The 22,800-nt window shown below is 74.6% G+C and carries 22 protein-coding genes and 1 tRNA gene; 13 read left to right on the top strand and 10 right to left on the bottom strand.

Going from position 1 to position 22,800, the window contains the following annotated elements:
* Positions 1-51 precede the first annotated feature (51 nt).
* The 6 genes from ACFVS0_RS12230 to ACFVS0_RS12205 all read left to right on the top strand — a co-directional run bounded on the left by ACFVS0_RS12230 (position 52) and on the right by ACFVS0_RS12205 (position 4,485).
* On the top strand, positions 52-573 hold the full coding sequence (locus ACFVS0_RS12230; protein ID WP_430588116.1) for a VOC family protein: 522 nt from the start codon (positions 52-54) through the stop codon (positions 571-573).
* 22 nt (positions 574-595) lie between these two features.
* Positions 596-1,216 carry a MerR family transcriptional regulator gene (locus tag ACFVS0_RS12225; protein ID WP_430588115.1) on the top strand — a complete coding sequence of 207 codons (621 nt, stop codon included), beginning with the start codon at positions 596-598 and terminating at the stop codon, positions 1,214-1,216.
* Positions 1,217-1,256: 40 nt separating this feature from the next.
* Positions 1,257-2,147, top strand: coding sequence for an exodeoxyribonuclease III (locus ACFVS0_RS12220; RefSeq protein ID WP_430588114.1), 891 nt, complete (start codon positions 1,257-1,259; stop codon positions 2,145-2,147).
* Between the two features lie 17 nt (positions 2,148-2,164).
* The gene (locus ACFVS0_RS12215) at positions 2,165-2,881 is read left to right on the top strand and encodes a septum formation family protein (RefSeq protein ID WP_430588113.1); all 717 of its coding nucleotides are present in this window, start codon (positions 2,165-2,167) and stop codon (positions 2,879-2,881) included.
* Positions 2,882-3,307: 426 nt separating this feature from the next.
* Entirely contained in the window at positions 3,308-4,174 is an 867-nt protein-coding gene (locus ACFVS0_RS12210) for a C40 family peptidase (protein ID WP_430588112.1), read from the top strand.
* A 182-nt stretch (positions 4,175-4,356) separates the two neighbouring features.
* Positions 4,357-4,485, top strand: coding sequence for a hypothetical protein (locus ACFVS0_RS12205; RefSeq protein ID WP_430588111.1), 129 nt, complete (start codon positions 4,357-4,359; stop codon positions 4,483-4,485).
* A 105-nt stretch (positions 4,486-4,590) separates the two neighbouring features.
* On the opposite strand, the gene clpB is transcribed toward ACFVS0_RS12205, so the two are convergent.
* Entirely contained in the window at positions 4,591-7,197 is a 2,607-nt protein-coding gene (gene clpB, locus ACFVS0_RS12200; protein WP_430588110.1) for an ATP-dependent chaperone ClpB, read from the bottom strand.
* Positions 7,198-7,344: 147 nt separating this feature from the next.
* Here clpB and ACFVS0_RS12195 point away from each other — a divergent pair, with 147 nt between their 5' ends.
* The 4 genes from ACFVS0_RS12195 to ACFVS0_RS12180 all read left to right on the top strand — a co-directional run bounded on the left by ACFVS0_RS12195 (position 7,345) and on the right by ACFVS0_RS12180 (position 11,659).
* Entirely contained in the window at positions 7,345-8,421 is a 1,077-nt protein-coding gene (locus ACFVS0_RS12195) for an LppM family (lipo)protein (RefSeq protein WP_430588109.1), read from the top strand.
* A complete protein-coding gene (locus ACFVS0_RS12190) occupies positions 8,414-9,406 on the top strand; it encodes an alpha/beta hydrolase (protein WP_430588108.1) in 993 nt (330 codons plus the stop codon). Before ACFVS0_RS12195 ends, ACFVS0_RS12190 begins: the two co-directional genes overlap by 8 nt.
* A gap of 62 nt (positions 9,407-9,468) precedes the next feature.
* Positions 9,469-11,049 (top strand): DNA-3-methyladenine glycosylase 2 family protein, encoded by a 1,581-nt coding sequence (locus ACFVS0_RS12185; protein ID WP_430551687.1) that lies wholly within the window; start codon positions 9,469-9,471, stop codon positions 11,047-11,049.
* A 70-nt stretch (positions 11,050-11,119) separates the two neighbouring features.
* On the top strand, positions 11,120-11,659 hold the full coding sequence (locus ACFVS0_RS12180) for a methylated-DNA--[protein]-cysteine S-methyltransferase (protein ID WP_430551686.1): 540 nt from the start codon (positions 11,120-11,122) through the stop codon (positions 11,657-11,659).
* Between the two features lie 18 nt (positions 11,660-11,677).
* On the opposite strand, the gene ACFVS0_RS12175 is transcribed toward ACFVS0_RS12180, so the two are convergent.
* The 9 genes from ACFVS0_RS12175 to dcd all read right to left on the bottom strand — a co-directional run bounded on the left by ACFVS0_RS12175 (position 11,678) and on the right by dcd (position 21,163).
* Positions 11,678-12,766 (bottom strand): cation diffusion facilitator family transporter, encoded by a 1,089-nt coding sequence (locus tag ACFVS0_RS12175; RefSeq protein WP_430588107.1) that lies wholly within the window; start codon positions 12,764-12,766, stop codon positions 11,678-11,680.
* A gap of 23 nt (positions 12,767-12,789) precedes the next feature.
* Positions 12,790-13,146: a monovalent cation/H(+) antiporter subunit G gene (gene mnhG, locus ACFVS0_RS12170; RefSeq protein WP_430551684.1), complete on the bottom strand. Its 357-nt coding sequence runs from the start codon at positions 13,144-13,146 to the stop codon at positions 12,790-12,792.
* The gene (locus tag ACFVS0_RS12165; protein ID WP_430562792.1) at positions 13,143-13,544 is read right to left on the bottom strand and encodes a monovalent cation/H+ antiporter complex subunit F; all 402 of its coding nucleotides are present in this window, start codon (positions 13,542-13,544) and stop codon (positions 13,143-13,145) included. Before ACFVS0_RS12165 ends, mnhG begins: the two co-directional genes overlap by 4 nt.
* Positions 13,541-14,167, bottom strand: coding sequence for a Na+/H+ antiporter subunit E (locus tag ACFVS0_RS12160; RefSeq protein WP_430551682.1), 627 nt, complete (start codon positions 14,165-14,167; stop codon positions 13,541-13,543). Before ACFVS0_RS12160 ends, ACFVS0_RS12165 begins: the two co-directional genes overlap by 4 nt.
* Positions 14,164-15,774, bottom strand: a complete 1,611-nt coding sequence (locus ACFVS0_RS12155; RefSeq protein ID WP_430551681.1) for a Na+/H+ antiporter subunit D — start codon at positions 15,772-15,774, stop codon at positions 14,164-14,166. The genes ACFVS0_RS12160 and ACFVS0_RS12155 overlap by 4 nt, the downstream gene beginning before the upstream one ends.
* A complete protein-coding gene (locus tag ACFVS0_RS12150) occupies positions 15,774-16,307 on the bottom strand; it encodes a Na(+)/H(+) antiporter subunit C (RefSeq protein ID WP_430588106.1) in 534 nt (177 codons plus the stop codon). Before ACFVS0_RS12150 ends, ACFVS0_RS12155 begins: the two co-directional genes overlap by 1 nt.
* A complete protein-coding gene (locus ACFVS0_RS12145; RefSeq protein ID WP_430562791.1) occupies positions 16,307-19,216 on the bottom strand; it encodes a Na+/H+ antiporter subunit A in 2,910 nt (969 codons plus the stop codon). Before ACFVS0_RS12145 ends, ACFVS0_RS12150 begins: the two co-directional genes overlap by 1 nt.
* A 127-nt stretch (positions 19,217-19,343) precedes the next feature.
* On the bottom strand, positions 19,344-20,462 hold the full coding sequence (locus tag ACFVS0_RS12140; protein ID WP_430588105.1) for a hypothetical protein: 1,119 nt from the start codon (positions 20,460-20,462) through the stop codon (positions 19,344-19,346).
* 125 nt (positions 20,463-20,587) lie between these two features.
* On the bottom strand, positions 20,588-21,163 hold the full coding sequence (gene dcd, locus ACFVS0_RS12135; RefSeq protein WP_430551677.1) for a dCTP deaminase: 576 nt from the start codon (positions 21,161-21,163) through the stop codon (positions 20,588-20,590).
* A 586-nt stretch (positions 21,164-21,749) separates the two neighbouring features.
* On the opposite strand from dcd, the gene ACFVS0_RS12130 reads away from it, so the two are divergent.
* The 3 genes from ACFVS0_RS12130 to ACFVS0_RS12120 all read left to right on the top strand — a co-directional run bounded on the left by ACFVS0_RS12130 (position 21,750) and on the right by ACFVS0_RS12120 (position 22,704).
* The gene (locus ACFVS0_RS12130) at positions 21,750-21,953 is read left to right on the top strand and encodes a cold-shock protein (RefSeq protein WP_430551676.1); all 204 of its coding nucleotides are present in this window, start codon (positions 21,750-21,752) and stop codon (positions 21,951-21,953) included.
* 101 nt (positions 21,954-22,054) lie between these two features.
* A tRNA-Gly gene (locus ACFVS0_RS12125) sits at positions 22,055-22,128 on the top strand.
* A 105-nt stretch (positions 22,129-22,233) separates the two neighbouring features.
* Positions 22,234-22,704: a nitroreductase family deazaflavin-dependent oxidoreductase gene (locus ACFVS0_RS12120; RefSeq protein WP_430562789.1), complete on the top strand. Its 471-nt coding sequence runs from the start codon at positions 22,234-22,236 to the stop codon at positions 22,702-22,704.
* Positions 22,705-22,800: the final 96 nt, after the last annotated feature.

Raw genomic sequence — 22,800 nt, 5'->3', positions numbered from 1 at the left:
CGGACGCGGCGGGGTTGACCCTCACGCGACGTGAGGGCCCACGCTGGCCGCATGACCGACACCACCTTCCCCGCGTTCTTCCCCGCGTTCAGCATCGGCCCCGTGCCGCGTCCCGGCCCCGGCGTGCAGCCGCCGGAGCAGTTCCGCGGCATCTACGGCATGCCGATGTTCGTCAACGTCCCGACCGCCGACCTCGAGGCCTCCACCGACTTCTGGGTGCGCGGCCTCGGCTTCTTCGAGCTCTTCGCCGCCCCCGGCACAGTGGTGCACCTGCGCCGGTGGGCGTTCCAGGACGTGCTGCTCGTGCCCGCGACGCCCGCCGCCGAGGCCGGCCCCCTGAGCGTGAGCTTCTCGTGCGTGCAGGGCGAGATCGACGAGATCGCGGCCGCGTGCGAGCGCGTCGCGCCCGGGTCGGCGAGCGGCCCTCGGCTGCAGCCGTGGGGCACCCTCGACCTGGAGGTCGTGACCCCCGAGCGGACGCGCGTCGTCATGACCGCCGCCCGCCCGTGGGACCCGGCGGGCCCGGAGGCGCAGACCGTGCGCGACGAGCTGGGTTTCGGCGCCGAGTGCTGATGCGGCGGGCAGACTGGTCGCCATGACGACCCGCCTCACCGTCGGCGCCGCGGCGCGGGCCGCGGGCGTCACGGTCCGGACGCTGCACCACTGGGACGCCGTCGGCCTGGTCCACCCGTCGGCGCGCACGGCCGCGGGATACCGGTTGTACACGGCGTCGGACCTCACGCGCGCGCACCGCGTCGTCCTGTACCGCGAGCTCGGCGTGCCGCTCGACGAGATCGGCGCGCTGCTCGACTCCCCGCGGGGCGCGGACGCGTCCCTGCGCCGCCAGCGCGACCTCGTGCGCGAGCGGCTGGGCCGGCTGGAGCGTGCGGCCGACGCCCTCGACCGGCTGGTCGAGGCGCGCGAGCGCGGCGTCCTGCTGTCCCCCGAGGAGCAGGTCGCCCTGTTCGGCGCCGACTGGCAGCCGTCGTGGGCGGCCGGGGCCCGCGCACGCTGGGGCGACACCGACCAGTGGGCCCAGTTCGCGGAGCGGTCGGCCGAGCGCACCCCCGAGGAGTGGCGGGAGGTCGCCGCCGACCACGACTTCACCGCCCAGCACGACCGACGCCGCCCCGGCCTGACGGCGTGGCTGCGCGAGGTCATCGACGCCGGTGCCCGCACGCACGGCGTCGACCCCGACACGGCGACGTGGGAATGAGCTCCCGAGGGCGTCGGCGACCGCCGGTAGCCTGGCGCCCGTGCGCCTCGCGACCTGGAACGTCAACTCCGTCCGTGCCCGCGTCGACCGGGTGATCGCCTTCCTGGAGCGCTCGGGCACGGACGTGCTCGCCATCCAGGAGACCAAGTGCCGCGACGAGCAGTTCCCCCACGCGGCGTTCGATGCCGCCGGCTACCAGGTGGCGCACACCGGGCACTCGGCGTGGAACGGCGTCGCCATCGCGTCCCGGGTCGGGATCACCGACGTCGAGACGTCCTTCCCGGGCCAGCCGGGGTTCGCCAAGCCCGCCGCGGCCGCTGACGCCGCACCGGCCGGCGCACCCGACGAGGCCCCGGACCCGACGCCCGACGAGGCACCGGCCACCCTGCTCGACGTGCCGCCGCCGATCGAGGCGCGCGCCCTCGGCGCCACCTGCGGCGGCGTGCGCGTGTGGTCCCTGTACGTGCCGCACGGCCGCGCGATCGGCGACCCGCACTACGCGTACAAGCTGGCGTGGCTGGGCGCGCTGCGCGACGCCGCGTCCGGCTGGCTCGCCGCCGATCCCCGCACCCCGGTCGCGCTGGTCGGCGACTGGAACGTCATCCCGCTCGACACGGACGTCTACGACCCGGCCGCGTTCGAGGGCCACACCCACGTGACCCCCGCCGAGCGGGAGGCCTTCACGGCGTTCGCGACCGCCGGCTACACCGAGGTGACGCGCGAGCACCTGCCCGCCGAGCACACCTACACGTACTGGGACTACCAGCAGCTCGCGTTCCCCCGGAACAAGGGTCTGCGCATCGACTTCGCCTACGCCTCCCCCGCCGTGCGCGAGCGCGTCACCGGCGTCGCCATCGACCGTGACGAGCGCAAGGGCAAGGGCGCCAGCGACCACGTCCCGGTGATCCTCGACCTCGCCGACCCGGCCTGACGCGCACGGAGCACGTCGTGACCCAGGACCCGGACCCGCACGACCGCGCGCAGGGCCCTGCACCCGACCCTGCACCCGACCCGGCACCCGACGCCGCGCCGACCCCCGCCGAGCCGGTCTTCGCCGCGCCGACGCCGGCGGGCGTGCTGCCCGCGGACGGCCTCGCCGGCCTGGGCCTGCCGGGCACGGGCGACGACGGCGCGCCCCCGCCCCGCGACGGCGCACGGCCCCGCGCCGGGGGCGGCGCCTCGGCCCGGGCGCGCCGCGGCGTGCGTCGCGCGGCCGTGGCGGTGGTGGCGCTCGCCGTCGTCGGCGGCGCCGTCGCGATCGGGGTCATGACGGCACGCGACCGGGCGACCGCGCCCGTGCCGGCCGCGGTGACCGGGGCGCGCGAGGTGAACGCGGCGCAGCTCGTGCTCGGGTCCTGCCTGCGGCACCTGCCGCCCGGCGACGTCGGCCGGGTGACCGTCGTGCCGTGCGCGGGCGAGCACGAGGCGCAGGTGGTGGGGCGCACGGACTCCGCGGCCGGTGCCGTGTGGCCCGGTCACGACGCGCTGGTGCGCAAGGCGTCCGCCGACTGCGGCCCCGGGCTGCTGGGCGCCGCGGGCCGCGACGCGGAGGGACTGACCTTCGTCGTCCTCACCCCGTCGGAGGCCGGCTGGGCGGCCGGCGACCGCACGGGACTGTGCGTCGCCGTGTCGGAGACTCCCGGGACGGTCGACCTGCTGGCCTGAGGACGGTCGACGTCTCCGATATCCCCCCACGAGTGGATTCTTACAGTGATCTTGGTCACATCCGGTATCACGCGACCGCGTCCGGTTCGCGCCGGGTTGACCGGACTCGTCCAGCACGGATGCCCACCGCCCCCCGCGCCAGCGACACGCGGGGCCTGTTATCGGAACGTGACCTCGAAGGGTCCGCGGGGTTAGCGTCCCTCGACCGCACCTGCCACGGGTGCCGGCCGACCGGGACGCAGCCGAGTGCTGCCGGCGTCCCGGTGACCACGAACCTCACGGCAGCAGCGGGAGACCCACTTCCGGCCGGCCGCCCGGGCACACCGCCCGGACGCTCCCGGCCTTGGGGTTCAGCCACCTCTGGTGGCGGGCCAACGATCTCGGCCTCACCCGACAGCTCATCTCGCAGGCTGGAGGTCACGCCCCATGTCCACGTCCCCTGCCTCCGCGCGCCCCGGCACCGCCGCCGCGGCCGCTCGCCGGCCCCGCCGGGCGATCATCGCCCTCGCCGTCGCCGGCGCCCTCACGGGTGGCGGTCTCGTCGCCGTCGCCCCCCACGCGTCCGCCGCCACCGGCGCCACCTCCGCGAACGTCGGTTCCGCGAACCTCGGCTCGGTGGCCGTGCAGGCCGCCAAGGGTTACAAGTCGACCGTCACGCTCAAGGTCGCCCGGAAGAAGACCGTCGTCAAGCACATGAGCGCCTCGAAGCGCCCGACCTACACCGTGACCGCCACCCGTTCCGGCAAGGCCGTGGCCGGGAAGGCCAAGCTCCTCGTCAACGGGAAGTCGGTCTCCACCCGCACGCTGCACAAGGGCAAGGCGACCTTCAACCCGAACTGGTCGATGCACAAGGTCGGCAAGAACAAGATGCAGATCTTCGTCCTGCCGAGCAGCTCGAAGCTCCGCAAGGTCGGCACGTCCGCCGTCACCGCGACCGCGAAGAGCGCCGGTTCGCCCGTCGTCGCGATCGCGAAGACGAAGGTCGGCGCCCGCTACGTCTCCGGCGCCACCGGTCCGAGCTCGTTCGACTGCTCCGGCTTCACCTCCTACGTGTACAAGAAGGCGATCGGCAAGAAGCTGCCGCGCACGTCGTCCGCGCAGAAGCACGTCGGCAAGAAGGTCTCGCGCAAGAACGCCAAGCCCGGCGACCTGATCTGGTCGCCCGGCCACGTGGCCATCTACATCGGCAACGGCAAGCAGATCGACGCCGGCAACCCGCGCGTCGGCGTCGTCAAGCGCAGCATCTGGCAGTCGAACCCGACGTTCATCCGGGTCAGCAGCAAGGCGGTCTGACCTCCCGAAGCACCCGTCGAGCCCCCGGCCTCCGTCACGCGAGGTCGGGGGCTCGACGCCTGTGTTCCCCATCCTCGCCGCCCAGGGTGAAGCCGCCCCGTTGCCGTGCCAGCCCGCGATGCCCCACCGGTAGACGCCGTGTCGGCGTTGTCGAAGAAGTCGAGCTCCTTGTCGTCCGGGCGGTGGCACGACGATGGTGCTGCAGAACCGCCTTCGACCCCGCGTCGTTCTACCCGTACACGCTCGACCCGGCGGCCGACGTGCCGTCGGTCGTGCGGGAGGGCGCCGGCCCGCAGACCTCCATCGGCTGACCCGGCCCCGCCGAGGTAGTGCGTGACGTGCCGAGGTAGTTCGTGACACGGAGTCACGAACGAACCACCTCGGCACGGCTCGGAACTACCTCGGCGGGCTTCGAGCTACCTCGGCGTGACGCTGAGGCCGGAGGCGTCCGGGTCGAGGTCCACGACGACGGTGCCGCCGTCGGACACGGCGCCGGACAGCAGCTCCTTGGCGAGCCGGTCGCCGATCTCGCGCTGCACCAGGCGGCGCAGCGGGCGGGCGCCGTACGCCGGGTCGAAGCCCTCCAGCGCCAGCCACTCGCGCGCGGCGGGCGTGACGTCCACCGTGATGCGCCGGTCTGCCAGGCGCTTCGCGAACGCCGCGACCTGGAGGTCGACGATCTCGCCCAGCTCCTCGACGTTCAGCGCGTCGAAGATCACCACGTCGTCGAGCCGGTTGAGGAACTCCGGCTTGAACGACGCGCGCACGGCCGCCATCACCGCCTCGCGACGGGCGGCGTCGTCCAGGGCCGGGTCCACGAGGAACTGCGAGCCCAGGTTCGACGTCAGCACCAGGATGACGTTGCGGAAGTCGACCGTGCGGCCCTGGCCGTCGGTGAGGCGTCCGTCGTCGAGCACCTGGAGCAGGATGTCGAAGACCTCGGGGTGCGCCTTCTCCACCTCGTCCAGCAGGACGACGGAGTAGGGGCGCCGCCGCACGGCCTCGGTGAGCTGGCCGCCCTCCTCGTAGCCGACGTACCCCGGAGGGGCGCCGACCAGCCGCGACACGGAGTGCTTCTCCGAGTACTCGGACATGTCGATGCGCACCATGGCGCGCTCGTCGTCGAACAGGAAGTCCGCGAGCGACTTGGCGAGCTCCGTCTTGCCGACGCCGGTCGGGCCGAGGAAGAGGAACGACCCGGTCGGACGGTCGGGGTCGGCCACGCCGGCCCGCGAGCGCCGCACGGCGTCGGACACCGCGCGGACGGCGGCCGTCTGGCCGATGAGCCGCTCGCCGATGACGTCCTCCATGTGCAGGAGCTTCTCGGACTCGCCCTGCAGCAGGCGCCCGGCGGGGATGCCCGTCCAGGCGGCGACGACCTCGGCGATCTCGTCGGAGCCCACCTTGTCGGCGATCATCGGCGCCTCGTGAGCCTGGGCCTCGTCCGCCTCCTGGGACGCCTCGGCCCGCTCGGCCTCCGCGAGCTCGCGCTCGACCTGCGGGATCTCCCCGTACAGGAGGCGGGCGGCGGACTCGAGGTCGCCCTCGCGCTGCAGCCGGTCGGACTCGGTGCGCAGCTCGTCGATGCGGGCGCGCAGGTCGCCGACGCGGTTGTGGCCGGCCTTCTCCGACTCCCACCGCGCGGTGAGCGCGGCGAGCTGCTCGCGGGTGTCCGCGAGGTCGGCGCGCAGGCGCTCCAGGCGCTCGGTGGAGGCGGCGTCGTCGGACTCCTTGAGCACGACCTCCTCCATCTCGAGGCGCGTGACGGCGCGCTGCAGCTCGTCGATCTCGACGGGCGAGGAGTCCATCTCCATGCGCAGGCGCGACGCCGCCTCGTCGACGAGGTCGATCGCCTTGTCCGGGAGCTGACGACCGGTGATGTACCGGTCGGACAGCGCGGCCGCGGCGACGAGCGCGGAGTCCGCGATCGTCACCTTGTGGTGCGCCTCGTACCGCTCCTTGAGCCCGCGCAGGATCGCGACGGTGTCCTCCACGGACGGCTCGCCGACGAACACCTGCTGGAACCGGCGCTCGAGGGCCGGGTCCTTCTCGATGTGCTCGCGGTACTCGTCGAGGGTCGTGGCCCCGACCAGGCGCAGCTCGCCGCGGGCGAGCATGGGCTTGAGCATGTTGCCCGCATCCATGGCGCCCTCGCCGCCGGCGCCCGCGCCGACGACGGTGTGCAGCTCGTCGATGAAGGTGACGACCTCGCCGTCCGACGCGGTGATCTCCTCGAGCACGGCCTTGAGGCGCTCCTCGAACTCGCCCCGGTACTTGGCGCCCGCGACCATGCCCGCCAGGTCGAGCGCGACGAGGCGCTTGCCCTGCAGGGACGTCGGGACGTCGCCCGCGACGATGCGCTGCGCCAGGCCCTCGACGACGGCCGTCTTGCCGACGCCGGGCTCGCCGATGAGGACGGGGTTGTTCTTGGTGCGGCGGCTGAGCACCTGCACGACGCGCCGGATCTCGGAGTCGCGGCCGATGACCGGGTCGAGCTTGCCGTCGCGGGCGCGCTGCGTGAGGTCGCTGCCGTACTGCTCCAGCGCCTTGTACGTGCCCTCGGGGTTGGGGCTGGTGACGCGGGACGAGCCGCGGACGGCGGGCAGCGCCGCGCGCAGGGCGTCGGCGGTCGCGCCCGCCTCGGTCAGCGCCTGGGCGGCGGCGGACTGCCCGGCGGCGAGCGCGATGAGCAGGTGCTCGGTCGAGACGTACTCGTCGCCGAGCGCCTCGGCCTCCTTGCCCGCGTTCTCCAGCACGGCGCTCATCGCGCGCGACGGCGCGGGCTGCGCGACGGCGGAGCCGCTCGCCTGCGGCAGGGCGACGAGGGCCGCGCGGGCGCGCTGGCCGATCTGCTGGGCGTTCGCGCCGACGGCGTCGAGCAGGCCGACGGCGACGCCGCCGCTCTGCTGGAGCAGCGCCTGGAGCAGGTGCACCGGCTCGAGCTGGGGGTTGCCCGCGGCCGACGCCGACTGGACGGCGTCGCCGAGCGCCTGCTGCGACATGGTCGTGAGCTTGATGTCCATGGGACCTCCGGGATGACGTGCGGTGATACGGGTCAGACTCCTGTCGGGGGAACGCCGCCAAAGTTGAGTCTATTCCGCTCAACTTTGAGCGCAAGGCGCCCGGGGTGCCGGGTGGCTCCCCGGCGGCCGCTGCGGGATGCTGGGCCGGTGACCACTCCAGCCCGCGGCCCCGTGCGCCGCCTCCGCACCGCGATCGCGGCGGCCCTGGCCGCCGTCGGCCTCCTCGCCCTCGCCGGGTGCATGAAGGTCGACATGGACATGACGCTGTCGGAGGACGACACCGTCTCCGGCTCGATCGTCATGGCCGTCTCGAACAGTCTCGCCGAGACCATGGGGATGGAGCCCGGCGAGCTGTGGAAGCAGGCCGGCGGCGAGCTCTCCCAGAACCTGCCCGAGGGCACGTCCCAGGAGCCGTACTCCGACGACGAGTACACCGGGACCAGGTACACCTTCACCGACGCCCCGATCAGCCAGATCTCCGGCGAGGGCGGCGAGGACCTCACCATCACCCGCGACGGCGACGACTACGTCGTGGACGGCACGATGGACCTCTCCGAGGGCGCCGACCAGCTGGAGTCGCTGCCGCAGAACGTGCAGGACGCCTTCGACGTCCGCCTCGCCGTCACGTTCCCCGGGCCGGTCAGCGACGCCACGGGCACCGTCGACGGCAACACCGTCACCTGGACGCCGAAGGTCGGCGAGAACACCGAGATCCACGCGGTCGGCTCGGCCACCGCCGGCAGCAGCTTCCCGTGGTGGATCGTCGGCCTCGTCGTCGGGCTGGTCGTCATCGGCCTCGTCGTGTGGTTCGTCGTGCGGAACAACCGCCGTCCCGCGACGTCGACGGGGACGGTCACGGGCACCGCGACGGGCGACGCCGCGTTCGCCGCGCAGGCCGCCCCCGGGGCCGTGCCGGCCGCCGGCTCGACGCCGGAGGAACAGGTCTTCGGCACGCCCGCGGCCCCGCCCGCCGAGCCGACCACCGGCCCGGTCGCCGAGCCGCTCGAGCCGGAGGCCGCGCCCGAGACCGCCCCGCCCGCAGGCCCCACGACCGGCCCCGTCGCCGAGCCGCTGGAGCCCGGCCGCCCGGGCGAGGAGGACACGGTCCGGCAGGAGCCCGCCGGCGGCGCCACCGAGCCCGACGTCGAGCCCGACGTCACGGGCACGCCCGACGACCGCCCCGGCGACGAGGACCGTCCGTCCGGTCCCGCGCAGGGTGCCTGACGCGCCGGCCGCGCCGCTCCCCGGACCCGGGGCGTGGCGCGAGGACGTCCTCGGCCCGGAGTTCCGGGCGCGCACGCTGCCGCTGCCCGGTGGCGCGGAGGCCGTGCTGGTGCGGCACGTGCCGTCCACGCCGGCCGACGACGGCACGCCGGGACCTCGCGGCGCCGTCGCGCGCACGGCGGTGCTGTACGTGCACGGGTTCGCGGACTACTTCTTCCACCCGCACCTCGCGGCGGCCGTCGCCGCGCGCGGGCTCGCGTTCTACGCCGTCGACCTGCGCGGGCACGGGCGCGCCTGGGACGCCCAGGTGTCCGCCGGCGGCGACCCGAACCAGGTGCGCGACATCGCCGTGTACGCGCAGGACCTCGACGCCGCGGCTGCCGTCGTCCGGGCCGCGGGGCACGAGCGGCTCGTGGTGCTCGGCCACTCCACGGGCGGGCTGGTGGCCCCGCTGTGGGCCGCGGCCCGGCCGGGCCGGGCGGACGCCCTGGTGCTCAACAGCCCCTGGGTCCAGCTCAACAAGCCCCGCCCGGTGCGGGTGGCCGCCACCGCGCTCGTCGAGGCCCTCGGCGTCGTCGCTCCGCGCGCCGTCGTGAACCACCTCGACGACGGCTACGCGCGGGCCCTGCACCGTGCCCACGGCGGCGAGTGGGACTTCGACGCGGCGTGGAAGCCGCACGAGCCGTTCGCCGTCCGCGCCGCCTGGCTGCGGTCGGTGCTGCGCGCGCAGCGCCGCCTCGCGCGCGGCCTGGGGCTCCGGATCCCGGTGCTGGTGCTGACCTCCGACCGGTCCACCACGGACCAGCACCTCACCACGGACACCGTGCTCGACGTCGCGCACATGCGCGAACGGGCGCGGCGGCTCGGGGGCGACGTCACCGTGCGCACGGTCGCGGGCGGCACCCACGACCTGGCCCTGTCACCGCGGCCCGCCCGCGACGCCTACCTCGCCGCCGTCCTCGACTGGATCGAGGCTCTCCCCTAGCGCCCACGATCGTGTCCGATTCCCGCTAGCACCTGGTCGGTGGGGCGCGTGAGGATGGGGACATGACGACGACAGCCCGCCCCGACGCACGGGAGTTCGAGGAGCGCTACCGCGCCATCGCCGCGCGCGACACCCGGTTCGACGGGCAGTTCTTCACGGCGGTGCGGTCCACCGGCATCTACTGCCGCCCCTCCTGCCCGGCGCGCACGCCCAAGCCGGAGAACGTCACCTTCTACCTCACCTCGGCGGCGGCGCACGAGGCGGGCTACCGCGCCTGCAAGCGGTGCCTGCCCGAGGCCGCGCCCGGCACGCCCGCCTGGGACCTGCGGCACGACCTCGCCGGTCGCGCGATGCGCCTGATCGCCGACGGCGTGGTGGACCGCGAGGGCACGGACGGGCTCGCGTCCCGCCTCGGGTACAGCGCGCGGCACGTGCACCGCCTGCTCGCCGCAGAGCTCGGCGCCGGCCCGCTCGCCCTGGCCCGTGCGCAGCGCGCGCAGACCGCGCGCAGCCTCGTCGTCGGCACCGACCTGCCGCTCGCGGACGTCGCCTTCGCGGCCGGGTTCGGCTCGATCCGCCAGTTCAACGACACGATGACCGAGGTCTTCGCCGTCGCGCCGAGCGAGCTGCGCGCGCGCAGCCGCCGCCGGGCCCGCCCCGACCACCCCTTCCGGCAGGCGACGGACGGCGGTCACGGCGCCGACGTCGCGCGGGTCCGCCTCGACCTGGAGCTGCCGGTGCGCGAGCCGTTCGACGCCCGCGGGGTCGTCGCCTTCCTCGCGGCGCGCGCCGTCGACGGCGTGGAGGTCGCGGACCTCGACGGCGACGACGTCCGGTACGCCCGCACGCTGCGGCTCCCCCACGGGCCGGGCGCGGCGGAGGTCCTGGCGGGGCCGGGCGTCGGGCCCGGCCGGGTCGCCGTGCGCCTGGAGCTCGCGTCCGCCGCCGACGTCTCGGTGGCCGTCGCCCGCCTGCGCCGGCTGCTCGACCTGGACGCCGACCCGGCGGCCGTCGACACCGCCCTCGCCGACGACCCCGCGCTGGCCCCGCTCGTCGCCCGCACGCCCGGTCTGCGGCTGCCCGGCACGGTGGACCCGCACGAGATCGTGGTGCGCGCCATCGTCGGCCAGCAGATCAGCGTGGCCGCCGCGCGCACGCACCTGGGCCGGCTGGCGGCCGGCGCCGGCACCCCGTACGACTCCGCGGTGCCGGGGCTCACGCGCCTGTTCCCGACGGCCGCGCAGGTCGCGGCCGCGGCGGCGGACCACCTGCGCCTACCCGCCCGGTCGGTCGCGACGGTCGTCGACACCGCCCGCGCCCTCGACGACGGCACCCTCGCCGTCGGGGTGGGCGACGACGGCGAGGCCCTGCGCGCCGCGCTCGTCGCGCGGCGCGGGATCGGGCCGTGGACCGCCGCCTACGTGGCGATGCGCGTGCTGCGCGACCCGGACTCCTGGCTCGACGGCGACGTCGCGCTCCTCGCGGGCGCTGCCGCGGCCGGCGTCGACCTCGGCCTGCCCGACGACGCCCCGCGCACGGCGCGCTCGCGCGCCCTGGCCGCCCGGGCCGAGCGGTGGGCGCCGTGGCGCTCGTACGCCGCCCTGCACCTGTGGCGCGCCGCCCTGCCGCCGAGCATGCGGTAGCGCACCTTCTCAGCCGTCAGTCCGAGCGCAGCCGCATGCTCGGCACCCACCCCAGACCCCGGAGGTTCCGATGACCGCCACGACCACCGTCCCCACCGCCCGCACCACCACCCTGAGCACCCCCGACGGCCCGTTCACCGTCGTCGTCGACCCGGACGGCACGGTCCTCGCGTCGGGCTGGACGACGGACGCCGACTCCCTGGTCGGCCTCGTCCACCCCGACGTCCGGCCCACGGCCACCACGACCGTGCCCGACGACGACCCCGCGGTGGCCGGCGCCGTCGCGGCGGTGCGCGCCTACTACGCCGGCGACGTGCACGCGATCGACGCCGTCCCCGTCCGCCAGGTCTCCGGCCCGTACCGCGCGCACGCGTGGGACGTGCTGCGCACCGTCGACGCCGGCGACCCCGTCACCTACACGCGGTACGCGGAGCTGTCCGGCCGTCCCGCCGCGGTCCGCGCGGCCGCGGGCGCGTGCGCGATGAACGCCGCCGCCCTGTTCGTGCCGTGCCACCGGGTGCTGCGCACCGACGGCAGCCTGGGCGGCTTCCGGTACGGCCTGGACGTCAAGCGCAGCCTGCTCGCCCACGAGGCGCGGCACGCGGGCTGATCCCGGGGCCGGGGCCGGTCAGAGCGAGGGCTCCTCGGGCGTGGACACGGTGAACACCGCACCGGCGATGACGGGGACCCGCGTCGCCGCCCGCTCCAGGTCGTCCAGGCGCCGCGCGACCGTCTCCTCCGGCTCGTTACCGCTGAGGTCGACGCTGGCCACGAGGTACAGCGACCTCGGCCCCACGTACTCGAGCCGCAGGTAGGTGACCCGCTCCACCTGCGGCATCGTCACGAGGTGCGCGAGCACGGCGGCCCGCGTCTCGGGCCGGGCGGCCTCCCCGACGAGGAACCGCCGGTTGCGGTCCACGAGCACGAGGGAGACGACGGCGAGCACGACGCCGACGACGATCGAGCCGACGGCGTCGGGCACCGGCGACCCCGTGAGCTGGTGCGCGAGCACGCCCCCGAACGCGACGACGAGGCCGACGAGGGCCGCGGCGTCCTCCGCGTAGACGGCGCGCAGCGTCGGGTCGGAGGTGACGAGCACGTGGTGCAGCACGTCGTGCTCGGCCTTCTTCGCCTCGGCGCGCGCCTGCCGGCTTGCCTGGAGGAACGAGAAGCCCTCGAGCACGAACGCGAGGCCGAGCACGGCGTACGCGACGCCGAAGTCGCTCGCGGGCTCGGGGTGCACCAGCTCCTGGATGCCGTGCGTGATGGACACGCCGGCACCGACGGCGAACAGCCCGATCGCGGCGAACATCGACCACACGTAGGCCTCGCGGCCGAAGCCGAGCGGGTGCTCGCGGTCGGCGGGACGGCGGGAGCGGCGGTCGGCGACGAGCAGGAAGATCTCGTTCCCGGTGTCCGCCCAGGAGTGCACGGCCTCCGCGAGCATGGACGCCGACCCGGTGATGGTGGCGGCCACGGACTTCGCGACGGCGACGAACGCGTTGGCGGCGAACGCGATGATCACGGTGACGGTACTCTCGCCGCCGGCGTGCGCGTCCTGCACGACGCGCGGGCTCGCGAGGGGTTCCGGCGGCGCGGCGCCCGGCTCGGTGTCGGCCGGGCGGCTCAGCGCCTCGAACGGGTCCGGCGTCGCGGAAGGGTCCGGCGCGGCGACGTGGTCGGGCTCGCGATCGGGTCCGGGCTCGGCAGGGGCCATGCGCCCGGTCTACCAGCCGTGGGTCAGTCGGGCTCGCCGAACTCGTTGGGACGCAGGTCCTCGGGGTCGACCTTGCCCGTGCGGAACCCGGCCCGGCCGACCATGTGCGCGGCGACGGGCGACGTGACGAGCTGGAACGCCACGACGAGCACGAGCATCGCGACGGCCGACCAGCTGCGCACCCTCAGCGCGAGCGCCGTGAGCAGGAGGATGAGGCCGAGCACCTGCGGCTTGGTGACGGTGTGCATGCGGGCCAGCAGGGACGGGAAGCGCACGAGGCCCAGCCCCGCGCCGAGCGTCAGGAACGCCCCGGCGAGCAGGCACACCGCGGCGACGGTGTCGGCGACCGTCGTCCACACACCCGGGTCGACGTGGGTCATCTCGGCGCACCTCCCGCGCTCTCGGCGTCGTCCTCGGCATCGATGGCGCGCGCGCCGTCCCGCTGCTCGCCCCGCGGCACGTCCGCGGCACGCGCCTGGGCGGCGACCTCCTCGGGCGTCCGCACGCGGCCCTCGTCCTCGGGCTCCTTCGCGGCGAACCGGGCCATCGTCACGGAGCCCACGAAGCCGACCATCGACAGCGCGACGAGGATCGGGATGGTCTCCGTGCGCCGCGACCAGATCGCCTCGATCGCGATGGCGCACACGAGCGTGACGGTCAGGGTGTCCAGCGCGACGGCCCGGTCGAGCATCGACGGACCCCGCTCCACCCGCACGAGCGCGAGCAGCGCGGCGACGGCCACGAGCACGGCGGCCGCGATCACGGCGGCGAGCATCATGCGTCCCCCCTCCCTCGCCCGGACGGCGGCGTCGCCGCGGCGTCGAGGGCCGCGGCGGCGTCACCGGGTGCCAGTCCGCACCGGGCCAGCACGGCGTCGCTCGCGAACGCGCGCAGCACCCGCTCCTCGAGCGCCAGCGTGTCGCGGCGCACGGCCTCCGCGCCGCCGGAGCCGTCGATGTCGAGCACGTGCAGGTAGACGACGCCGGTGCTGCGGCGCGCCTCGACGACCAGCGACCCCGGCACCAGCGACGACATCACCGCCGTGATGGTGAGGTAGGCGTCCTCGGGGTTGCGCAGCCGGACGGCGACGATGGCGCCGTGCGGCGCCGGGCCCGGCCGGACGGCCTTCCACGCCACCTCGAAGGAGGCGACGAACAGGTCGGCGACGAACCGCGCCACGAGCACGACGGCCCGCCACGGTCGCACGGTGCCCTGCATGTCGATGGCCGGCAGCGGGAACAACGTCAGCACGGCGCTCGCGATCACGGCACCCGCGATGACGTTCGCCCACGACAGGTCGCCCCACAGGAGCACCCACACGGCGGTGAGCAGCACGAGCGCGTGCCACTGCGAGCCCAGCCGGCGCAGCAGGTGGGCGGGTCGGCGCGACTGCGGGCTCATCCGTGCCCACCTCCCTGGTCCGCGTCGGCGTCGGTGTCGTCGCCCACGACGACCGACTCGCCGCGGCCGCGGTCCGCGCCGTCGGGGAAGACCGCGTCCACGTAGCTGTGGCCGTCCATCGACGCGGTGGCGGCGCGCTCCGCATAGCCGTACAGCGGGCCGGCGGCGACGGTGAGCAGCAGGCCGAACGCGACGAGCGCGCCGGTGGGCAGCACCATCCCGCGGGGCAGCGGCACGTCGGACTCGATCTCCTCCGACGGCGCCTGCCAGAACGCCTTGTTCCACGCCTTGACCACCGCGTACAGGGTGAGCAACGACGTCACGACCGACCCGACGACGAGCACCCACGCGAGCCCGGTCCCCACGGTCGCGCCCTCCGTGAGCAGGCCGACCTTGCCGAGGAACCCGGACAGCGGCGGGATGCCCGCCAGGTTGAGCGCGGGCACGAAGAACAGCACCGCGAGCCCCGGCGCGAGCTTGGCGAGCCCGCCCAGCCGGTCGAGCGACGTCGACCCGCCCCGCCACTCGACGAGCCCCACGACGAGGAACAGCGCCGTCTGGACGGAGATGTGGTGCACCACGTAGTAGATGGCCGCCGCCGTGCCCGCCTCGGTGGCGAGCGCGATGCCGAAGATCATGTAGCCGATGTGGCTGACCAGGGTGAACGACAGCAGACGTTTGACGTCGTTCTGCGCGACGGCGCCCAGGATCCCGATGACCATCGTGAGCAGCGCCAGCACCATGAGCACCTGGTCCACGGTGGGGTTGTCCGGGAACAGCAGGGTCTGCGTGCGCAGGATGGAGTACACGCCCACCTTGGTGAGCAGGCCCGCGAACACGGCGGTGACCGGCGCGGGCGCCGTCGGGTAGGAGTCCGGCAGCCACGCGGACAGCGGGAAGATGGCGGCCTTGATGCCGAACGCGAGCAGCAGCAGGAGCTGCAGCGCCGTGCGCACGGTCGGGTCGATCTCCGGCAGCCGCTCGGCGAGCTGCGCCATGTTCACCGTGCCGGTCGCGCCGTAGATCAGCGCGATCGCGGTGAGGAAGAGCAGCGAGGAGACCAGCGTGACGATGATGTACACCGACCCGGCGCGGATGCGCTCGGCCGTGCCACCCAGGGTGAGCAGCACCGCGGACGACGCGAGCAGGATCTCGAACCCGACGTAGAGGTTGAACAGGTCGCCGGTGAGGAACGCGTTCGCGACGCCGGCGGCCAGGATGAGGAACGTCGGGTGGAAGATCGCGACGGGGATCATGTCGCCGCGCGTGGTGCCCGGGTCGTCCTCCCCCTCGGGCACGCCCTGCCCCAGGGAGTACAGGAGCACGCACAGCAGCATCACGAACGAGACGGTGAGCATCACGGCGGAGATGCGGTCGGCCACCAGGTCGATGCCGACCGGCACGGCCCAGCTGCCGACCTCGACGACGATCGGCCCGCCGTCCGCGGCGACGAGCAGCCCGACGGACGCGGCGAGCGCGGCGGCGAGCGCGGTGACGCTGATGATGCGCTGCACGCGGGCGTACCGGTGCAGGGCGAGCGTCAGGCCGGCCGCGAAGAGCGGCAGCATGACGGGCAGCGGCACCAGCGTGGCGGAGTCCCAGGGCATCAGGGGCGCTCCTTGTGGCCGGCGGCGCCGTGAGGGGCCCGGTGACCGTCGCCGTCGCCGTCGCTGTCGTCGACGTCGTCGTACACGTCGGCGGCCTCCTCGTCGAGCGTCCGGTCGGGCTCGGTGTCGTCCGCGTCCTCGAACGCGGGGGCGTTGAGCGCCGCGTGCCGGGCGACGCGCCGGTCCTCGACGTCGTCCGCGACCTCGTCGTGGCCGTGCAGCTGCCACGACCGGTAGGCCATGGCCAGCACGAACGCGGTGAGCGCGAGGGTGATGACGATCGAGGTGAGCACCATCGCCTGCGCGAGCGGGTCGCTCATGCGCACGCCGTCCGGGGCGTTGCCGATGATGGGCGACGCTCCCGACCGGCCGCCCATGACCAGCAGCATGAGGTTGACGCCGTTGCCGATGAGCACGAAGCCGAGCAGCACCCGGGTGAGCGGGCGCTCCAGCAGCAGGTAGACGCCGGTGGCGAACAGCACGCCGATGGCCAGCACCAGGATGGCCGGCGGGGTGTTCTCGAGGACGACCATCAGACCTCGACCTCCTCACGTGCGGGTCGGGGGTCCTGGCGGTCGATCTCGGCGCCCAGCGTGCGCAGCAGGTCGAGCACGAGGCCGACCACGACGAGCATCACGCCGATGTCGAAGAACAGGGAGGTCACGAGGTGCACCTCCCCGAGGACGGGGATGCTCAGGTTGCGGATCGTGCTCTGCAGCACCTCCTGGCCGCCGACGAGCGTCGCGAGGCCCACGCCGGCGGAGAGGAACAGGCCGGTGCCGAGCAGCACACCGGGGTTGATCGGCGCCGCCTCGCCCAGCTCGTACCGCCCGCCCGCGAGGTACCGCACGGCGAACGCGATGCCCACCACGAGCCCCGCCGCGAAGCCGCCGCCGGGCGCGTTGTGCCCGCTGAACAGCAGGAACAGGGCGAACACGATCATGGCGTGGAAGATCACGCGGGTGACGACCTCGAACAGGACGGACCGGCGCTCCGGCTCCAGCGTGCTGCCCGCGGCGAGCCACACGCGGCGCGTGTGCGGGTCGGACCGGCTGACCTCGTCCACGCGGGACAGCCGCAGCACCTCGCCGCTGCGCTGCCGCAGGAAGATGAGCGAGGCGACGCCCGTCGCCGCGACGAGCAGCACGGAGATCTCGCCGACGGTGTCCCAGGCGCGGATGTCGACCAGGGTCACGTTGACGATGTTCTTGCCGCCGCCCCACGTGTAGGCCTCGTCGGGGAAGTGGGTGCTGATCGGCTCGGCGACGCGCACCAGCGGCGCGGCGACGGTGAACGCCATCATGACGACGCCGGTCACCACGGCCAGCGCGAGCCGCAGCCAGCGGCTGGCGGCGAGCGGCCGGTCCGTGAAGTACGGGGGCATGCGCCGCAGCACCAGCACCATGACGACCAGCGTGATCGTCTCGCACAGCACCTGCGTGAGGGCGAGGTCGGGGGCGCCGTGCAGCATGAACAGGGTCGCGTTGGCGTACCCGGCGACACCCACCAGGACGACGGCCTTGAGGCGCCGACGCGCGCGGGCGGCGAGCACGCAGGCGACGACGACGACCGCGACGACCGCCGCGTCGGCGGGCCGGTCCCACAGCACGAGCTCCGTCCGCGGATGGCCGTTGAGCAGCCCGGACGCGATGACGGTGCCCGGCGCGACGGCGAGGACCACGAGGATCACGCCGAGGTAGACGGGCAGCGAACCGCGCTGGGTGGCGGCGGTGACGTCGGCCGCGAGGTCGTCCAGCCGGCGCATGGTGCGCCGGTAGGTGACCTCGGCGGAGCGCGGGGACCACAGGAAGTCCTGGGCCTTCTCCACGCGGGCGCGCTGCCAGAAGAGGACGGCGCCGGCGAGCAGCACCAGCACGGTGAGGGCGAGGACCGGCGTGAAGCCGCCCCACAGGGTCAGGTGGCCCGGCTCGCCGCCCGGGTAGCGGTCCGCGTACGGGGCGAGCAGCCGCTCCCCGGTCGCCGGCACGAGCGCCACCGCCAGGCCGAGCACCGCGAGCACGAGGGGCGGGGTGACGAGCAGCCACGGCTGGCGGCGCACCGGCGTCGCGGGCGCGGGCTCCGCCGCGGCGTCGCGGGTCGTGGCCGGGACGCCGGCCGCGGCGACGCCCGGACGCCGCTTGGTGCCGAACGCGCCCCACGCGAACCGCAGCCCGTAGGCGACGGTGAGCGCCGACCCGACGACCACCGCGAGGAGGGCGATCCACTCGACGGCGCCGGCGCCGTGCGTGACGTCGTGCCACAGCCCCTCGAGGGCGGCCTCCTTGGCGACGTACCCGGCGAACGGCGGGAAGCCGATCATCGAGGCCGTGGCGAGCACGCCCGCGACGGCGGTGAACGGCATCGTGCGCCACAGCCCGGACAGCTTGCGCAGGTCGCGGGTGCCGGTGGCGACGTCGACCGCGCCGACGACGAGGAACAGCGCGGCCTTGAACATGGCGTGCGCCCCGAGCATCGCGAGGCCGGCGAGCGCCAGCGCCTTGCTCCCGAGCCCCAGGAGCAGCACGATCAGGCCGAGCTGGGAGACGGTGCCGAACGCGAGGACGAGCTTGAGGTCGTGCTGCCGCAGCGCCTGGTAGCCGCCCAGCAGCAGGGTGCCGCCGCCCAGGACCAGCACCAGCCAGCGCCAGACGGGCAGGTCGGCGAACGCCGGGGCGAAGCGCGCCACGAGGTAGACGCCCGCCTTGACCATGGCCGCCGCGTGCAGGTAGGCGGACACCGGCGTCGGGGCCGCCATCGCCGCGGGGAGCCAGAAGTGGAACGGGATGAGCGCGGACTTCGTGGCGGCGCCCGCGAGGAGGCACACCGCCGCCCAGGTGACCGCGGTGCCCGACGGCGGGTTCGCGACCAGCTCGGAGACCCGCCAGGAGTCGCCCACGACGCCGAGGATGATGAGCCCGACGAGCATGGCCAGGCCGCCCGCCGTCGTCACGACGATCGCCTGCATGGCCGCCCGGCGGGAGGCCTTGCGGTCCGCGTAGTGGCCGATCAGGAGGTAGGAGAAGACGGTGGTGAGCTCCCAGAACACGAACAGGAGCAGCAGGTCGTCGGCGACGACGAGGCCGACCATGGCGGCGGCGAACGCCGTGAGCACGGCGGCGAACCGGCCGAGCCCGAGGGCGTCGCGGGCGAAGTAGGCGGAGCAGTAGAGCAGCACCAGGGCGCCGACGCCGCCGACCACGAGCAGCATGAACCACGCGAGCGTGTCGAGCTGCAGGGTGATCGACAGGTGCAGCCCGGGCACCCAGGGGACCTCGGTGGTGGGGAAGTCGCCCGCGGTCACCCGGGGGGTCATCGCCAGCGCGTACGCAGCGGCGGAGGCGGGCCCGAGGGCCAGCAGCCAGAAGGCTCTCCTGCCCACCCACGCCACCAGAGCCGGCGCCGCGAGGGCCAGCAGGAAGGTGAAGAGCAGCACTGAGAGCACAGCACTCCGTCCGGTCGAGGGGCGGGGCGTCGGCTTTACTTTACCGGCATCGGGCGATGGTCCGACCCTGACGAGGTGACAGGTCGGTGTGACCTGGGTCGCTCGACCCCGGGACCGGACGCAGGGACTACAGGTCCTCGGGGGCCAGCAGGAAGTCCGCCTCGTCCGCGATCTCGCCGCCCACGGCGGCGTGGATCGCCACCGCCATCTTCCCGACGAGGTCGGCGGCGCGCCGCCGGGCGACGACGTGCGCCGCCTGCGGGAACTCCTGGTTCGCCTCGAACAGGTCCGGCGGGTCCCAGCGCACGTGGTAGCAGACGGCGCCCGAGGCGGCCCACGGCAGCTCGCGCACCAGCAGGGGCAGGGTCTCGTCGCCGATCACCTCCACGGTGACGGAGCCGTCGAGGCCGAGGTCGGTCGTCAGGCCGTAGGCGTCGAGCACCATCGGCGCCTGCAGCGCCTCGATGTCGACGTCGTCCGCGCGCTCGTGGATCGCCTTGCGCACCTCGGGGTCGAGCGGCTCCCCCGGGTACAGGGGCCGGTCCGCGATCCCGGCGGGCGGGCCCTGGTACGGCTTGCCCTCCGTCGCGAGCCGGACCCGCGGGTGCGTGGCCTGCAGCACGCGGTGCGCGGCCTGCGGGTCCAGCCAGATGTCGGAGTAGACGGTGAGGTCGACGGCCCGGTCGGGGTCGGGGGTCAGCACCACGCCCGGGCCCGTCGCGCGCCGGCCACCGTCCGCGTCGTCCCAGGTGCCCGCGACGTCGAGCCGCACCGAGCCGCCGAGGCGGCGCGCCGCCTGGAGCAGCCAGGCGACGACCCGCTCCTCCTCGCGGTTCGGCAGCGCCGCGGGGAACGCCCGCCCGAGGCCGTCCCGGTCGCCGCCGAGGCGGGCCGCGTCGTCCCAGCGCTCGCGCGGGCACACGACGTCGAAGACCATCGCGGTGCCACCGGGCAGGCCCGCGTCGACCCCCTTGCCCGACGGCGCGTACGGGCCGGAGACGACGCTATGCCGCGACAGCCGCAGCACGCCCGGCTCCCCCGGGTTCGCCATCCGGCCCACGGGGACGTCCGCGCCGGGCAGGTCCTCGGGGACCACGTCCCAGCGCGTGCCCACGAAGCGCGACATCGCGAGGACCTCGATCTCGTCGACCACGACGTCCGACGGCACACCCAGCAGGTGACGCGCCTGGTGACCCTGTGCCGCCACCTGGGGCAACGGCGGCAGGGCGGGCTGGTTCTGGGCCACTTGGCGGAGCTCCTTCCGGGACCGGGGCGCGCCGGTGCCGGCGCGGCGGGACCGAGCGTAGCGACGTCCCGCCCCGTCGCGGAACGCCCCGTCAGGCGCCCCGGTGCCGCGGCCGCGCGCGGCGCTCAGACGTCGCTCCGGTGGAACGACTGCCACGACCGGCTGGCCGTCGGCCCGCGCTGCCCCTGGTACCGCGAGCCGTACGCGTCCGAGCCGTACGGGTGCTCCGCCGGGGACGACAGGCGGAAGAAGCACATCTGGCCGATCTTCATGCCCGGCCACAGCGTGATCGGCAGCGTCGCGACGTTGCTCAGCTCCAGGGTGACGTGCCCGGAGAAGCCCGGATCGATGAACCCGGCCGTGCTGTGCGTGAGCAGACCCAGCCGGCCCAGCGACGACTTGCCCTCCAGCCGCGCCGCGACGTCGTCCGGCAGCGTGACCGACTCGAACGTGGAGCCCAGCACGAACTCGCCCGGGTGCAGCACGAACGGCTCGTCGGGCGACACCTCGACGAGCCGCGTGAGCTCGGGCTGCTCCTGCGACGGGTCGATGAACGGGTACTTGTGGTTGTCGAACAGCCGGAAGTACCGGTCGAGGCGGACGTCGATGCTGGAGGGCTGGAGCATCGCCGGGTCGTAGGGGTCGAGGACGACCCGCCCGGCGTCGAGCTCGGCCCGGATGTCGCGGTCGGAGAGCAGCACGGGGACACGGTAGTCGGGTCGGCGGGCGCGTGCCCCGTCGTCCCGATGACGGGGCACGCCGCGTCGTCGTGTACCCTGGGTGCCGCGCATGCCGCGGGATCCGACCCCGGCACTCTTCGGTACCTCGCATCGAAGCCAGGTCCGCGCGCAGACGGCAGTCCCGCCGTCCACGACGATCTCCGCCCGACGAACCGAACACCGACGTCACGCGGAGCGAGAGCAGAGCAGAGAGCATCACTTCTTCCACCATCGCCAGGCCCACGTCCGCATCCGCATCCGCGGCAGAGGGCAGCACCCGACCTACCCCCGTGTGGCGCCGGGCCGACGACGACCTGTGGGTCGCGACGGTCGACGGCGAGTACGGGGGCATGATCACCCGACTCCCGGACGGCTACCACGTGCACGACCGCTTCTCGCGGCCCGTCGCCGTCGTCCCCACGCTTGCCCAGGCGACGGGGCTCCACGCCCCGTCCCGCCACGGCACCCCGCGCGCTCGCCGAGCCCGCGCCCACACCGTCCGCACCCGTCCGGGTGCGACGACCGGACCCCGGTTCGCGGGTCCGTCGCATCAACGAGAGAAGACACCATGACCACCGGAACTGTGAAGTGGTTCAACGAGGAGAAGGGGTTCGGCTTCATCGCCCCCTCCGACGGCACCGCCGACGTGTTCGCGCACTACAGCGCGATCTCGGCCAGCGGCTTCCGCACCCTCGCCGAGGGCCAGCAGGTCGAGTTCGAGGTCACCCAGGGTCCCAAGGGTCTCCAGGCCTCGGACATCCGTCCGCTCTGACGCCGCCGCCGGCACGCCGTCCGCGGCGTGCCGGCCACCGGTTCGGAGCATCACCCCCGGTTGGGTATGATCGGGGCGCGCACACCGTCAGGTGCTGCTACGCGGGTGTAGTTCAATGGTAGAACTTCAGCTTCCCAAGCTGACAGCGCGGGTTCGATTCCCGTCACCCGCTCCATCACGAGGCCCGGACCGTTCGGTCCGGGCCTTCGTCGTCCCCGGACCGAGCGCGGGGTGCCGCGCCGACGGGACGACGACCGCCGGCGCCGATACGTTCGCGGGCATGAGCCTCGCGTCCCGGCTGCTGCGCACCCGCTGGTTCGTCCGCGCCCCGATCGGGATGTTCCGTGCGGGTCTCGGCTTCCTCGCCGGGGGCCGGTTGCTGATGATGCAGCACCGCGGACGCCGCAGCGGGGAGCGGCGGTACGTCGTGCTCGAGGTCGTCGCGCGGCCGGGGCCGGACCGCGCCGTCGTCGTCGCCGGACTCGGACCGCGGTCGCAGTGGTTCCGCAACGTGCGGGCCGACCCGCGCGTGCTCGTGTCGATCGGCACGCGGCTCGACGTCCGGTCCCGCGCCGTCGTGCTCGCTCCGGACGAGGGCGCCGCGATCCTGCGCGCGTACACCGCCGCGCACCCCGGCCCTTGGGCGACGCTCGGCCCGGTCCTCGCCGAGTGGGCCGAGCCCCTCGCCCGCGAGCGGGGCGAGACGGACTGGCTCCGGGTCGTGCCGGTGGTCGAGCTGCGCCTCGGGTGAGCGCCCCGGGCGACGATTTCACCCGCCGGCCGGCCCACGTCACCCCCGCTCCGGTGGGCGGCACCGCAGGGTGGGTGCCTACGCTTCTGGGGCCGA

Source organism: Isoptericola sp. NPDC058082, from assembly GCF_042885055.1.
In the GTDB taxonomy this organism is placed as follows: Bacteria; Actinomycetota; Actinomycetes; order Actinomycetales; family Cellulomonadaceae; genus Isoptericola.
Note: the sequence above shows the minus strand (reverse complement) of the source record. Positions and strands in the feature narration are given on the sequence as shown.

Excerpts from the sequence above, each read along its gene's own strand:
- ACFVS0_RS12230 (WP_430588116.1), top strand. The coding sequence starts at position 52 with ATGACCGACACCACCTTCCCCGCGTTCTTCCCCGCGTTCAGCATCGGC.
- ACFVS0_RS12225 (WP_430588115.1), top strand. The coding sequence starts at position 596 with ATGACGACCCGCCTCACCGTCGGCGCCGCGGCGCGGGCCGCGGGCGTC.
- ACFVS0_RS12210 (WP_430588112.1), top strand. The coding sequence starts at position 3,308 with ATGTCCACGTCCCCTGCCTCCGCGCGCCCCGGCACCGCCGCCGCGGCC.
- clpB (WP_430588110.1), bottom strand. The coding sequence starts at position 7,197 with ATGGACATCAAGCTCACGACCATGTCGCAGCAGGCGCTCGGCGACGCC.
- ACFVS0_RS12185 (WP_430551687.1), top strand. The coding sequence starts at position 9,469 with ATGACGACGACAGCCCGCCCCGACGCACGGGAGTTCGAGGAGCGCTAC.
- ACFVS0_RS12180 (WP_430551686.1), top strand. The coding sequence starts at position 11,120 with ATGACCGCCACGACCACCGTCCCCACCGCCCGCACCACCACCCTGAGC.
- ACFVS0_RS12175 (WP_430588107.1), bottom strand. The coding sequence starts at position 12,766 with ATGGCCCCTGCCGAGCCCGGACCCGATCGCGAGCCCGACCACGTCGCC.
- mnhG (WP_430551684.1), bottom strand. The coding sequence starts at position 13,146 with ATGACCCACGTCGACCCGGGTGTGTGGACGACGGTCGCCGACACCGTC.
- ACFVS0_RS12165 (WP_430562792.1), bottom strand. The coding sequence starts at position 13,544 with ATGATGCTCGCCGCCGTGATCGCGGCCGCCGTGCTCGTGGCCGTCGCC.
- ACFVS0_RS12160 (WP_430551682.1), bottom strand. The coding sequence starts at position 14,167 with ATGAGCCCGCAGTCGCGCCGACCCGCCCACCTGCTGCGCCGGCTGGGC.
- ACFVS0_RS12155 (WP_430551681.1), bottom strand. The coding sequence starts at position 15,774 with ATGCCCTGGGACTCCGCCACGCTGGTGCCGCTGCCCGTCATGCTGCCG.
- ACFVS0_RS12150 (WP_430588106.1), bottom strand. The coding sequence starts at position 16,307 with ATGGTCGTCCTCGAGAACACCCCGCCGGCCATCCTGGTGCTGGCCATC.
- ACFVS0_RS12130 (WP_430551676.1), top strand. The coding sequence starts at position 21,750 with ATGACCACCGGAACTGTGAAGTGGTTCAACGAGGAGAAGGGGTTCGGC.
- ACFVS0_RS12120 (WP_430562789.1), top strand. The coding sequence starts at position 22,234 with ATGAGCCTCGCGTCCCGGCTGCTGCGCACCCGCTGGTTCGTCCGCGCC.